This is a genomic window from Paenibacillus hexagrammi, from assembly GCF_021513275.1.
Classification (GTDB): domain Bacteria; phylum Bacillota; class Bacilli; order Paenibacillales; family NBRC-103111; genus Paenibacillus_E; species Paenibacillus_E hexagrammi.
Genome location: NZ_CP090978.1, coordinates 4010442 through 4024281, shown reverse-complemented (window position 1 = coordinate 4024281; position 13840 = coordinate 4010442). Strand labels below are relative to the sequence as shown.

The window sequence follows — 13840 nt, the reverse complement described above, 5'->3', positions numbered from 1 at the left end:
ATGATGATATGAACACAACAGTTACTGTTAATACGGATCTGGAGGTCGGCACGATCAGCCGGCATATTTACGGTCACTTCGCTGAGCATCTCGGCAGATGTATTTATGAGGGTATTTGGGTTGGCGAGGATTCACCGATTCCGAATACTCGAGGCATTCGGAACGACGTCCTGGAGGCGCTGCGCCAGCTCAGCATTCCAGTGCTTCGCTGGCCGGGCGGCTGCTTTGCCGATGAGTACCACTGGAAGGACGGGATTGGTCCGAGGGAGCAGCGCAAACGCATGGTCAATACGCATTGGGGCGGAGTTGTGGAAAATAACCACTTCGGCACGCACGAGTTCTTCGATCTATGCGAGCTGCTTGGCACGGAGCCATATATTTGCGGTAACGTCGGAAGCGGCTCGGTTCAGGAGATGCAGGAATGGGTCGAATATATGACCTTTGAAGGTGAGTCACCGATGGCTAACTGGCGGAAGGCGAACGGACGAGAGAAGCCTTGGAAGCTGAAATACTTTGGTGTAGGTAACGAGAATTGGGGCTGCGGCGGGAATATGAGGGCCGAATATTATGCGGACGAGTATCGCCGCTATCAGACCTATGTTCGAAGCTACGGCGGCAACCGCATTTATAAAATTGCCGGCGGTGCCAATGGAGACGATTATCGCTGGACGGAGGTGTTGATGCGCGAGGCAACCGGACATATGGATGGCCTCAGTGTGCACAACTACACAGTGCCTGGCGGATTTGAGGTGAAACGTCCGGCAATCGGATTCGCCGAAGCGGAATGGTTTGAGACCATGCAGCTGGCTTTGCGCATGGACGAGCTGATTACGCGCCACTCCGCCATCATGGACCAGTATGACCCGAAGAAAAGGGTCGGCTTAATTGTGGACGAGTGGGGAACCTGGTTCCAGGTAGAGCCGGGCTCGAACCCCGGATTTCTGTACCAGCAGAATTCCCTGCGGGATGCATTGGTTGCAGGGCTTCATTTCCACATTTTCCAGAAGCATTGTAACCGCGTCCACATGGCGAATATCGCGCAAACCGTTAACGTGCTGCAGGCGATGATTTTGACAGAAGGGGCCAAGATGATATTGACGCCGACGTACCATGTATTTGAAATGTTCAAGGTGCATCAGGATGCGCAAGCGCTTGAGCTTCATCTCACTGCAGGTGAATACCGGGTAGGTGAAGAGACGATTCCGCAGGTCAGCGCCTCCGCATCGAAGCGTGCGGACGGTACAATCGACATCAGCCTATGCAATGTTAATCCGAACCAGGCTGTGCCGGTTTCGCTGCGACTTCGCGGATTGGACGGGACGATGAACGTCAGCGGGCGAATTCTGACACATGCAGACATGAACGCACATAACACGTTCGAGCAGCCGGAGACCGTGAAACCGACGGAATTCAGCGGAGTAACGGATATAAGTGGCGAAGGCTTGACGGCGACGCTGCCTCCGATGTCCGTCGTTGTACTAACGCTGCGTTCCTAGTCTATGAGAGGGAACGCAGGATGTAAGGGCTGCTCGTCTAACGTGCAAGTGACGCGCGATCAGATCAATCGATTGCTTGCAGCGATGAATGGTAAGGGCTTTGCTTTTGTGAGTGAAGAGGCATATAGCTCCCGGGTCGACGTTTGCCGCGCTTGCCCATCGTTGGAATACGAAACGACATGCAAGCACTGTGGCTGCCTAGTGGAGGTGCGCGGAAAATTGCTTGAGAAAGATTGTCCGCACCCCGGTGGATCCAAATGGAGTGTCGAGAATGACATGTTGTTATCTCATTGAAATAAAAGCCTCACCCGACTTCCCTCTGGAAAGATCGGGTGTTCTTTTTTAAATCCATTTTTTTGTGCACTTCTGGTAGTGTCTTGGTGTATCTCCTGTCATTTGCTTGAATTGTCTGCAGAAATGCTCCACATTTTGATATCCGCACCGCGCAGCGATTTCAGCTATGGTTTGAGTGCTGTGCATTAAATGTTCCTTGGCTAATCGAATGCGGCTGTTGATGACGTCATCCATGCAGGAAATTCCAAACGTTTTTTTGTAGATGCTTTGAAGATAACCGGGGCTGATTCGAAGGTTTTCCGCCATTTTCGAAACGGTCCAATAATCGCTCGGATTGGTTTGGATAGCGGTGCGAAGTCTCAATAGATTGTAGTATTGGGGAGTGATTTCAGCATGAAAGTAGGATTCCAGCAGCTGGTTGAACATCGTCCTTAACAAACAGTCAATGGAAGATTCTTTGTAACCGCGAGTAAAGTTATGTTCGATGACTAACAGTTCGAATAGCTTGCTGCAGTAGTCCGGGTCTTCTAAGGAAAATGGAACGCCCGATGGAAGCGGTGATTCCGTTATATAGAATTCATTTGTCTCGAAGCGTATCCAATCATTGACGAAATGATCGGCACAGGCCTGATAATAGACCTTCTGCTGAGGGCGGTAAAGAACAGCGCAATGAGCAGGGTATTCCTTGAGCTGGTTATCGACCCAGAATTGGGCGGGAGTCTTCGTTAGGACAAGGAGCCAGTGATATCCCACGGGAACGTCGATAACAAAATTGCTCGCGTGCGTAGTATTGCATTCAACATAATAAATATGGGTCATCCGTACCCCTCCACGAAGGTTTGTTCCATCATATGAGGAAATAATTGTATAGTCCTTGTCTTTCTCACTTTACCAAAGGATTCGTTACTTTTCTAGTTTGAAAAGTTGTTCGTCTTTGCAAGAAATGAAAGGATCGTGAATTGCGAATAGGGGAGGAGTATTGTGAAAATGAGAGCACGAACTACCGCAACCAAGCGGTTATGGTTTCGAGAACCCGCAACCGAATGGAATGAAGCGCTTCCTATCGGCAACGGCCGGCTAGGCGCCATGGTGCTTGGCCGATGGGACAAGGAACTGCTGCAGCTGAACGAGGATTCGGTATGGTATGGCGGACCGCGTGATCGTAACAATCCCGATGCGCTGCCGAATCTTCCTCGGATTAGGGAGTTGATTCTTGCAGGCAAGCTTCAAGAGGCACAGGAGCTAGCAGCCATGGCCATGCCGGGCCTGCCTGAGTCGCAACGCCATTATTTACCGCTGGGCGATCTACGTTTATCCTTTGCGAAACATGAGGATAAGCCTGAACATTATGTCCGGGAGTTAGATCTGGACCGTGGAATCGCGCGGGTTGAATATGAGCTTCAAGGCGTACGGTACTTGCGCGAAATATTTGCCAGCTATCCAGATCAGGTGCTGGTCATTCGGTTATCCGCAAGCACACCCGGCTCGATCACCTTCAAGGCGAGGTTTGATCGGGGTTCGTGGAGATACGTCGAAAAGACGGGGAAATGGCAGCAAGACGGCCTCATCATGTCCGGACATAGCGGAGGGGAAGGCGGTGAACAGTTCTGCGCACTGCTGAAGGCCTCGGTCAAAGGCGGAGCTCATAAGACGATCGGCGACCATCTGATTGTAGAGCAAGCGGATGAAGCCGTTCTGTTCTTAGCTGCGGGGACTACGTTCCGATTTGCGGATCCCGAGGCCGTCTGCATGGAACAGATTGAATCGGCAATGAAGCATTCCTTTAAGTCTCTGCTCGAACGGCATATATATGATTACCGTTCACTCTTCGACCGAGTGGAACTAAGGCTGTCAAAAGATACAGGGGAAGCGGATCGCCTTCCAACAAAGGAACGCTTGGAACGGATTCTTCAAGGACATGATGATCCGGGCCTGGTTGCCCTTTATTTTCAATTTGGCCGCTATCTGCTGATTTCTTCAAGCCGTCCGGGCTCCCTTCCAGCAAATCTTCAGGGGATCTGGAACGATCACTTCCTTCCCCCTTGGGACAGTAAGTTCACAATTAATATTAATACGCAAATGAATTACTGGATTGCCGAAGCGGGAAATGTAGCCGAATGCCATCTGCCTCTATTTGACTTGATTGAACGGATGAGAGAGCCCGGGCGGATAACGGCGAGGACCATGTACGGTTGCCGCGGCTTTACCGCTCATCATAATACGGACCTATGGGCAGATACGGCTCCTCAGGATACGTATTTGCCGGCTTCCTTCTGGCCGATGGGCGCTGCCTGGCTGTGCCTGCATCTGTGGGAACACTTCCTCTACGGCCAAGATGCAGAATTTCTCGCCCGGATGTATCCGATCATGAAGGAGGCGGCGGAATTTTTGCAGGATTATCTAATCGAGGGGCCAGATGGACAACTGATCACATGTCCTTCGGTCTCGCCGGAAAATACATATAGGCTGCCGAATGGCGAGTCCGGTGTCCTCTGTGCCGGGGCTTCCATGGATTTTCAAATTATCCGTGCACTATTCGACGCCTGTATCGAAAGCACACAGATTCTTGCAATCGACGAGCCATTCAGTGAAGAACTCAAGATGACCTTGACCCGGCTTCCGCAGCCGGCGATTGGCAAACATGGGCAAATTCAGGAATGGATGGAGGATTACGAGGAAGCTGAACCCGGGCATCGGCACGTATCCCATCTGTTCGGTTTGTATCCCGGTGATCAATTTACAGTCGAGAAGACACCCGAGTTTGCCAAAGCGGCGCGGGTTACCCTGGAGCGGAGGCTTGCTAATGGAGGAGGGCATACGGGCTGGAGCCGTGCATGGATCATCAACTTCTGGGCGCGGCTTCATGATGCCAACAAAGCATACGAAAATGTGATGGCTCTTCTTGGGCATTCCACATTGCCCAATCTTCTTGATAACCATCCGCCGTTTCAGATTGACGGGAACTTTGGGGGAGCAGCTGGTATTGCGGAGATGCTGCTTCAGAGTCACTCAGGCGTGATCCACTTGCTGCCGGCGCTGCCGCGGGAGTGGAAAGATGGGTATGTCCGGGGACTTAGAGCTCGCGGGGGGGTACACAGTGGATATTCGTTGGGCGGAAAGCATCGTCGTTGAAGCCAAAGTAACATCAAACGTTGGCGGTGCATGCCGAATCAAAGGACTCGCGGACGGCCAAATCATTGAATTCACGGCGGAAGCCGGGCAAAGTTATGTGTTTCCTCGTGGGATAAGGTATAAGGAAATGAAAACCAGAAAACAATACATGCATAAGATTTCCAGGAAGTGAGCTCCTATGCTTTTATTATTGTATAGCTCCGTTAGTCTGTTCGTATTTGTTTACTTTTTGAAATATCAAAACAAACATTTACATTCGTTAGAAATCTTTTTTTACTGGTGCTTAGCTTCTTTACTGATTCAAAACCGATCGGCTATTTTTACGATGAATACAAAAATTGTCTTGAGTCCGCCGACGGTTGTCCATGAGCTTTCGGATGTGCTTATACGCCTAGTGCTGTATCCAATCGTTACACTGTTTTGTTTACATGAAATTGCCGCTGCTTCATCCAAAATCAAAAAAGCCTGGATAATCATCAAGTATTCGATTCTTTTGCTTGGTTTAGAATGGATTTCCGATTGGCTGGGCGTTTTTAAACACGTGGGACCGTATTTGTTAGGGTCCGGCATATTTTGGATAGGTTATTTGATGTTGATGATGATGATCCAAATGGTCTTTCGCGGGAAATTTTATAAGGGATACGATAAAACATGAATTTCCATGTTGATTGGAACGAATGGTTCATAGTTATTTGCTCGGTTATAGCGATGACCGTGTTCTTCAGGATACGAAAGCATTTTGACGCTATCACTATCGTCATCCTTTGGACGTTTAATGTCGCGTTTGTTGCCAGCTCTGATTATGAGCTAGCCGCACCGCCGTTTGAGCTCTATTACTGTGGTGATAATACTACTTACGAGCCTATAACGGCAGTTGCTCACGTTTTTTTGTATACGCCGTTTTCGTTTATGTTTTTATTTCTTTATGATAAATGGAACTTGCGTGAAAAAAAGAATCGGATGCGTCTCGTGTTCTATATAGCCGGATGGACTGCGTTTTCGATATTCTTTGAATGGCTGCAAATTTTGAACGGTTTTTTTGTATATACCGGTTGGAAGTTATACTATTCAATCCCGGTGTATCCGGTATCCGCTTTGATTTTAATAAAGGTTTACCATTTTATTGGAAATCATCTCCCCCTGCGGAAGAAAGCATAAAAAGCTCCGGACGCCTATTCCGTGAGCTTTTTTGCATACCACTAACGAACTTCCTGCCTAGCTTCACATGATCATAAGCCCAAATATTCTCCACCGTTCACATGGATGGTCTGACCGATTACGAAACGGGAATCTTCCGATGCCAAGTACAAATAGATAGGGGCGATTTCGTAAGGCTGTGCTGCTCTTTTGATAGGTCCAGAATTATGGAAAGACCCATAAAACATGTAATATTCAGGCGGAAGGGATGAAGGGATTAGAGGAGTCCATGTTCGACCAGGTGCCACGGCATTGACCCGGATGCCCCGATCAGCAAGTGAAACCGCTAATGAACGGGTTAGTGCGCTAACAGCACCTTTCGAGGCGGAGTAGCTAGCCATTCCTGAATAGCCTTTATCCGCTGCGAGGGAGCTCGTATTGATGATGGCGCTGCCCGGCTGCATGTAAGGAAGTACAGCTTTCGTAAAATAAAAACAGGAGAATATATTCGTCTGGAAGATCCGCAACAGCTGCTCGGATGAGAGATCCGTTATGTCCTTTTCATAAAGAAGTTCCGCCGCATTGTTGATTAAGATATCGACTCGTCCGAATCTGGACAAGGTGTGTGCGACGGCCTCTTTGCAGAATGTTTCATCACCTATATCCCCGGCAATCGTCAAGCAGCGGCGGCCCATTTGCTGGATTCTCTCCTGTGTCTCTATAGCATCAGCGTGTTCATTAAGGTATACAACAGCAATATCCGCGCCTTCTCGGGCAAATAAATAGGCAACCGCCCGACCAATTCCGCTGTCCCCCCCGGTAATGATCGCAACCTTATTGTGCAGCTTACCCGATCCAGTTGCTCCGGGCGGCTCCGATACGGGCCGAGGCACCATTACATATTCCAAACCCGGCTGTCCGGGTTGGTATTGATACGGAAACTCGACCGGGATTTCCTCGCATTTTGTCACTTGTGGTCCATGGGAATACAATAGGTTTCCCTCCAATTCAGAGTTCACTATTATTACATTATTCTTGCTTCTGAAATGGGTGAGTGACGAATTGAATCGTAGGTTGTGTTTTTTTGCATGGGATCATTGTTTGAAGAAATCAAACAAAGTGTGTTAATTATTTTATATAAAAAGCCAACTGCTTCAGATAGACTGAATTCAAGACGAAGACATCATCTTTAGTCACAAATACGAAGTTGAGGGGGAACATGTATGTTACAAAAGAAGAAATTGGGACTTGCCATGGCTTCTGTCATGTTAGTTGGAAGCGTTTTAACCGGGTGCGGATCAAATGGGTCTGATTCCACATCTAGTGCAAGTGCTCAACCTAGTTCGAGTGCAGCCGTATCGGATGCGGGCAAGAAAACAACCATTACATTTTGGGCGGCGGCAACGACACCGGAACGTGATGCTTTCTGGCAAGGCGTTGTGAAAGATTTTATGGCAAAGAATCCGAATATTACGGTCAATTATTTAGGGGTGCCGGGCGACCTGAATGGTTATATTCAAAAGCTGAATGTATCCATCGCGGCAGGAGAAGGTCCGGATATTATCAACAACTTCACATCTGACTTTATTGGACGCGATGTGTTAGAGCCGCTGGATACTTACATGTCGAACTGGGACAAAAAGGACAAGATTACGACGGGTTCGATCGCTTCTATGAAGGCTGCAGACCCGGTTGGCGGAAAGCTGTATGGACTTCCTTACGCTGTTCTGCCATGGGTAGAGTGGGTTCGTCCAGACTGGTTGAAGGAGGCTAACCTTCCGGTTCAAGGCGATTGGAATAATTTCTTTGAAGCTGCTAAAAAGCTGACTGACAAATCCAAAGATCGTTATGGATATTCGATTCGCGGCGGGGCTGGCAGTGCGACTACACTGGAGTATTTGATGTATTCATATTCTGGCATTACGAACTACTTTACGAAAGATGGCAAGGCTACGATTAACGATCCCAAGCATGTTGAGTTTCTGGAAAAATACCTGGGTAATTACAATGTGCTCACACCAGAGGATGATTTGAACAAGGGCTGGACGGAGTTAGCGGCGTCCTTCCAATCCGGTAAAGTCGGCATGATTTTCCACAATCTTGGTTCCGCAAGCGCACAAAATAAGGCGTTTAACAACGATTTAACTAAATTTACAGCAACACCGTTTCCAACTAGCCTACAAGGTACGAACGTGCAGCCTGGAGTTACACCATCGGTTATGATGATGCTGAAGACTTCTAAGAATAAGGATGCGGCTTGGAAGTTTATGACTTACTTTGTCTCCAACTCTGACAGTCCCTATGGCCAGCTGTACGGAGAAATTCCGACGTACCTAGACGCGCTCAAAGATGATTGGATTCAGAAGGTTCCTTACATCAAAACCGGTGCTGATCTGATGAGCTCCCCGGATACCAAGTTTACGGATAATCCTGTATACTTGCCTGGTTATAACAAAGTTCAGACGAATATGGCACCGATGATTCAGAAGGTCATGGCGAAGAAAATGACAGCCAAGGAACTGCTGGATGAATGGGCAAAGCAATTAGAGAAAGAAAAGGCAGATTTTGATGCTGCAAATAAATCGAAGTAATGCATCGGGCATAGGCATTGCAGGCGAGTCCTTGAAATTGACAAGGGCTCGTCCTTTGTTTTTCAAACGAGTGGGAATAGATTTGGAAGATAGGTTGGATGTATAATTTATGTCATAAAGTAAGGTAACATGCGGAGGAACCTATGATCTCTTATCTCTCAAGAAGGCCCATTAAAGTAAAGCTGCTTCTTTATTTTTTACCGATTCTGGTATCCTCGGTGATTCTCACGGGGTATTTTTCTTATTATACGGCAGTCAAGCAGTTAGAAAGAAACGCGTATTTTCTATTGAATGACACGCTTGAGCAAACAGGTGTATTTTTGAATGATAAGTTTCATGCTGTATTTGCACAGCTAGTCATTATCGAGAATAATTCAGCTTTTCAAAATATATTGTCCAATACCGACCAAGATGTTGACGGACATCGATATGATGATCTCATTGAGCTTCATCGGCAATTTGATATCTCGTATCACAATTATGATGAAATGATCGATTCCATTTTCGTTACTTTTAATAATGGGCGCACGTTTCATATGAAGGAAGAATTTTTTATACCTCGAAGTATCGGAATCAATCTGCAGGAATGGATCAAACGCTTTCAAAATAAGGAGAGTGTAAACGGTTACTATTGGCTTAATACACATGACGATGAAGTGTTTAACACGGTTCAGCCGCGTAAAGTCATGAGTGTGTTTAAAATTTATGGAAACGCAGAGTCCAATGTGAGTGCAATTAGTCTGATCAACATGAAGGAATCGTATCTTTTAAATATTTTAAGAAATGTAAAGGTAAGTCCAAATGGAACACTTGCTCTAATCAGTACGGATGGCGTTATGTATTCGAAGGAGTTAGCTTCAGAATATGCGATAAGTGATAGCGTCATAGATCAGATTAAGAATAATGGAGAGCAAAACGGTGAGTTCAAGGTAAGCAGCAACTCGGGAGAACCGATGATGATCCAGTACACGTCATTGTCTTTAAATAAATGGAAGCTGGCTGCTATCGTTCCTCAAAGTGATATTCTCAGCAAAGCAAGCCAAATCAAAACCATTACTTTCATTGTTGTAGCTATTATATTGTTAGTTTTTATTGTCGTTGCGACTATGTTTGCCGGCAGTTTGACAAATCCAATCCGTTATTTATCACAACAAGTGAAGCGAGTTCGGCAAGGCAACTTAGATGTAAGCTTCCAATTGAGTGAGCAAAATGAGCTTGGTGTCCTTGCGCATGGTCTGGAAAGCCTGGTGGTTTCTGTGAAAGAATTGCTGGAAAAAGTGAAGGACGAACAGGAGCAAAAAAGAGAGATTGAACTGATCGCCTTACAATCGCAAATTCAGCCTCATTTCCTTTACAATACGCTTGGTTCCATTAAATATCTGATTGATCTGGATGAAAAGGAAAAAGCCTCCACGATGGTTAGCGCCTTGACGCATTTCTTCCGAATCGGCATTAGTAAAGGCAGAGAGGTCATTTCGTTATGGGAAGAAATTGAGCATATCAGGAGCTATTTAAGCATCCAAAATATTCGATATACAGGTAATTTTGATTTTGAAATTGACATTGAAGAAAGCATGCTGCATCTTCCTATTATGAAATTAACCCTTCAGCCGATTGTCGAAAATGCCATCTATCATGGGATTAAGAGCAAGTATGGGAGAGGAAGCATCCGCATTACTGGAACTCAGCAGGGGGACATAGCCATTCTTGAAATATTTGATGACGGGGCGGGTATGCATCCGGAGAAACAGGCAGAGCTACTGGCTTCCATTCAATCACATGAGGTGTATGAAGCGCCGGTTACATTCGGCTTACGTAATGTGCACAGACGTCTAGTACTCCAATTCGGCCGTAACTATGGATTGGAATTAGAGAGCGAAGCAGGAGTATATACCATTGTAAGAGTGAAAATACCGAATACAGGGAGAGGTGATTAACATGTTTAAGCTGCTCATAGCTGATGATGATGTTTGGATTAGAGAAGGGATCAAACGCAGCATTCCTTGGGAACAATATAACATTCAAATCGTGGGTGTAGCTGCGGATGGGTTAGAAGCTTGGGAGCTTATTCAGAATGTGAAGCCGGATATTTTGCTATCGGACATTCGCATGCCGTTCATAGATGGTTTAAAGCTTGCCGGTTTAATCAAAGAGAATAATCTGGACATGAAAGTCATTTTCTTGTCAGGCTTTTGATGATTTTAGCTATGCGAAGGATGCGATCCAGCTTCAAGCATTTGATTATATTATGAAATATGAAAGCAATGATCGCATTCGGCAAGTGGTTGTAAATGCATGTTTAGCATTAGAGGAGGATCGGAGAAAGCTTGAGAAGGAGAGGAAGAGTCAAGGGCTTATCGTGAATCAATTTCTCAGCGGATTAATCGCAGGCATTGGAAGCGAAGAGTTTGTAGAAAAAGAGTGCGAATTGTTGGGATTATCTTTTTGCGGTGTCATGTTTGGCATAGCTGTAATTGGGCTGGACAGCGGCATGGATCGATATTTAAAGCCGAATAAACCGGAGGATCTGGAGCTGCTTCTGTTCTCGATAAAAAATGTATGCAACGAGGTTTTAGGAACGACAGTAATGGATGATTATCAGGTTTGTATCGTCCATTACAACCACCGGATCAACCTGCTATTTAACTTTGCACATGAAGATTTGGAAAAGATGAAAAAGGATACGGAACATATTTCTCAAACCATGGTTGGGCTTATAGATCAGTATCTGAAAATTCAAGTTCGGATGGGAATTGGCAGTTTTGGTAAGGGGTTTAATCATATTGCTTTCTCCTATGAGGAAGCCATGATCGCAGCGCAGTTAAAGGATAGCACCATAACTGAGAATATCTTGTTCTATGATCAGGTTAAGTATTCAGGGAACTCGCATCAAGCCTTTCTCAAAACCATTATGGATTATATTACGAATAACTATGATAATGTAGATTTAGATTTGAAGATTGTAGCAGAAACCGTGCATATATCTCCATCATATGTAAGTACCTTATTTAAACGATATACGGATGTTAATTTTAGTGACTATGTGCTCCGTATTAGAATGGAAAAAGCGATTGAGCTCTTAATTCACACGGATTATAAGGTTTATGAAGTGGCTGAGAAAGTTGGATTTATCAATACCCAATATTTTAGTGTGCAGTTCAAGCGGCAAACCGGTCTATCGCCTATTGAGTTTCGGCAGCAAAATAGACAATGATGAGAGTGAAGCTCGCCATGGACCCTACTTGATCTACATACCGAGTCTTATCCCGTGGTGGATAGGGCTTTTTTGTTTCTCGGGCATTTATTGAAGAAAACAAACACTATTTGCAAGAAATATTATTTAGATAATTCTTTTAAAATTTTATGATGAGTACAGAGGTGATCAATAATAATGAAACTAGAACAACAGACTACAGGCAGTACATTTGGAGCGGCTGGAAGAAAAAGAAAGTTGAGTAAATGGGTTGGCGAGGATAGATTTTTACCCTATGTTCTAGTTGTCCCAACACTGATCTTGATTGCAGTTATTATGTTTTTTCCGATTCTTAAGGTTTTTGAATTGGCGCTGCGTAATTACGATATGACGCGTCCACAAGATTTTGGATTTGCTGGCCTTAGCAATTTTAGAGAAATCTTATTTCATGATGAGCTGTTTCCAAGCTCGCTATGGATTACCGTTAAATGGGTGGTCATTGAGGTTGTGTTACAGCTTGTGTTTGGCCTCATTGTGGCGTTGTTATTAAATCAAACGTTTCGTTTTCGTGGTGTAGTCCGATCTCTGGTACTGATTCCATGGGCGGTTTCGGGTGTACTGACCACGATGCTATGGTCGCTTATGTTCAATCAACACATTGGCGTGATCAATGACCTTTTGAAAAAACTCGGCATCATTCATGAGAATATTGCCTGGCTTGCCAACACCCACACGGTGTTCGGTTCTGTAATTGTAGCAGAGCTCTGGAGAGGAATCCCGTTCTTTGCGGTAGCTTTGCTGGCTGCGCTGCAATCGATTCCGCAAGACATTTATGAATCCTGTGATGTAGACGGCGCCGGAAAAGTAAGAAAATTGTTCTCCATCACGTTGCCTTATTTGAAAGAAAGCATTATTTTCTCAACGATGTTAAGAGCTATTTGGGAATTTAATTCTATGGATATGATCTATACGATGACGGATGGCGGTCCTATGAATATGACCACGACGCTTCCTGTTTACATGTTCAAAACAGCGATCCTCAACGGCAATTATGGCTACGCTTCAGCGATGGGTGTCATTACATTCTTTGTACTTATGATATTTGTCATTGGATATTTAAAATTAAGCAGGAGTGATCAAGATGAATAAATTACGACATACGCTGACTTCCTTGATCTTATTTTATATACCTTTACTAGCTACACTGTTGTTTGTGCTACTGCCATTTTTATGGGACATTTCCACTTCATTAAAGCGGGAAGAAGATATTCTAAGCTCTACCATTCACTATTTTCCCAGTCCGATAACCTTTGATAACTTCATCAAGGTGTGGAGTGTGAATAAATTTTCGGGATTTTTCATCAACAGTCTATTTATTTGTTTAGTATCCGTCATATTCGTTGCCATTCTATCGATCACCAATGGATATGCGTTGAGCAGGTTTAAATTTGCAGGGAAGAATCTCTTTATGTTGATTCTGCTCAGCACCCAAATGCTTCCGGTAATCCTGTTTGTCATTCCGCTATTCCTCATCTTCAAAAGCATGGGGCTGATGAATACGCCATACGCGATTATATTGTTTTATATTGTATCGCAGGTAGCCTTTAACACACTGTTGATGAAGGGATTTATTGGCGGAATTCCGAAGGAAATTGACGAAGCGGCCATGGTAGACGGGGCAAGCAGGTTCCGCGTCATCTTTACGATTATTACACCGGTTATTCTTCCCGGGATTGTCGCAACGGCAGCTTTTGCCTTCATCGGCTGCTGGAATGAATTCCTAGTCGCGTTCTCATTCTTGACTTCTGCGTCGAAGTTTACCATTCCAATCGGCCTAAAATACTTAATCGGCCAGTACAGTGTCGAATACGGTTCACTTGCGGCAGGAAGTATCATCGGTTTGATTCCACCTATTTTGCTGTTCATGTATATCCAGCGGTTTTTAATCCAGGGGTTAGCCGGGGGATCCGTGAAGGGATAAAGAAAGTAGAAAGAAG

13 protein-coding genes are annotated in these 13840 nt (G+C 45.3%); 11 read left to right on the top strand and 2 right to left on the bottom strand.

The features are described 5' to 3' along the window. Positions 1-8 precede the first annotated feature (8 nt). Complete coding sequence (locus L0M14_RS18390; protein ID WP_235118082.1) at positions 9-1496, top strand: alpha-N-arabinofuranosidase; 1488 nt, start codon at positions 9-11, stop codon at positions 1494-1496. A gap of 342 nt (positions 1497-1838) precedes the next feature. On the opposite strand, the gene L0M14_RS18380 is transcribed toward L0M14_RS18390, so the two are convergent. Next, on the bottom strand, positions 1839-2609 hold the full coding sequence (locus L0M14_RS18380; RefSeq protein ID WP_235118081.1) for a helix-turn-helix domain-containing protein: 771 nt from the start codon (positions 2607-2609) through the stop codon (positions 1839-1841). A gap of 168 nt (positions 2610-2777) precedes the next feature. On the opposite strand from L0M14_RS18380, the gene L0M14_RS18375 reads away from it, so the two are divergent. From L0M14_RS18375 to L0M14_RS18365, 4 genes are read left to right on the top strand one after another with little or no spacing between them, the layout of a single operon-like run. Further along, positions 2778-4922 carry a glycoside hydrolase family 95 protein gene (locus tag L0M14_RS18375; RefSeq protein WP_311198734.1) on the top strand — a complete coding sequence of 715 codons (2145 nt, stop codon included), beginning with the start codon at positions 2778-2780 and terminating at the stop codon, positions 4920-4922. Then, positions 4888-5094, top strand: coding sequence for a hypothetical protein (locus L0M14_RS31590; RefSeq protein WP_311198733.1), 207 nt, complete (start codon positions 4888-4890; stop codon positions 5092-5094). The genes L0M14_RS18375 and L0M14_RS31590 overlap by 35 nt, the downstream gene beginning before the upstream one ends. A gap of 6 nt (positions 5095-5100) precedes the next feature. Next, positions 5101-5577, top strand: coding sequence for a hypothetical protein (locus L0M14_RS18370; RefSeq protein ID WP_235118080.1), 477 nt, complete (start codon positions 5101-5103; stop codon positions 5575-5577). Further along, positions 5574-6080, top strand: coding sequence for a hypothetical protein (locus tag L0M14_RS18365; RefSeq protein ID WP_235118079.1), 507 nt, complete (start codon positions 5574-5576; stop codon positions 6078-6080). The genes L0M14_RS18370 and L0M14_RS18365 overlap by 4 nt, the downstream gene beginning before the upstream one ends. A 71-nt stretch (positions 6081-6151) precedes the next feature. On the opposite strand, the gene L0M14_RS18360 is transcribed toward L0M14_RS18365, so the two are convergent. Beyond that, positions 6152-7051 (bottom strand): SDR family oxidoreductase, encoded by a 900-nt coding sequence (locus L0M14_RS18360; protein WP_235118078.1) that lies wholly within the window; start codon positions 7049-7051, stop codon positions 6152-6154. Positions 7052-7282: 231 nt separating this feature from the next. Here L0M14_RS18360 and L0M14_RS18355 point away from each other — a divergent pair, with 231 nt between their 5' ends. From L0M14_RS18355 to L0M14_RS18330, 6 genes are all read left to right on the top strand, one after another. Continuing rightward, positions 7283-8650: an ABC transporter substrate-binding protein gene (locus L0M14_RS18355; RefSeq protein ID WP_235118077.1), complete on the top strand. Its 1368-nt coding sequence runs from the start codon at positions 7283-7285 to the stop codon at positions 8648-8650. Positions 8651-8793: 143 nt separating this feature from the next. Next, complete coding sequence (locus tag L0M14_RS18350) at positions 8794-10587, top strand: sensor histidine kinase (protein WP_235118076.1); 1794 nt, start codon at positions 8794-8796, stop codon at positions 10585-10587. Between the two features lies 1 nt (position 10588). Further along, complete coding sequence (locus tag L0M14_RS18345) at positions 10589-10846, top strand: response regulator (protein WP_235118075.1); 258 nt, start codon at positions 10589-10591, stop codon at positions 10844-10846. A 52-nt stretch (positions 10847-10898) separates the two neighbouring features. After that, positions 10899-11864 carry a helix-turn-helix domain-containing protein gene (locus tag L0M14_RS18340; RefSeq protein ID WP_235118074.1) on the top strand — a complete coding sequence of 322 codons (966 nt, stop codon included), beginning with the start codon at positions 10899-10901 and terminating at the stop codon, positions 11862-11864. A gap of 177 nt (positions 11865-12041) precedes the next feature. Further along, the gene (locus tag L0M14_RS18335; protein ID WP_235118073.1) at positions 12042-12992 is read left to right on the top strand and encodes a carbohydrate ABC transporter permease; all 951 of its coding nucleotides are present in this window, start codon (positions 12042-12044) and stop codon (positions 12990-12992) included. Beyond that, positions 12985-13824 carry a carbohydrate ABC transporter permease gene (locus L0M14_RS18330; protein WP_235118072.1) on the top strand — a complete coding sequence of 280 codons (840 nt, stop codon included), beginning with the start codon at positions 12985-12987 and terminating at the stop codon, positions 13822-13824. Before L0M14_RS18335 ends, L0M14_RS18330 begins: the two co-directional genes overlap by 8 nt. Positions 13825-13840: the final 16 nt, after the last annotated feature.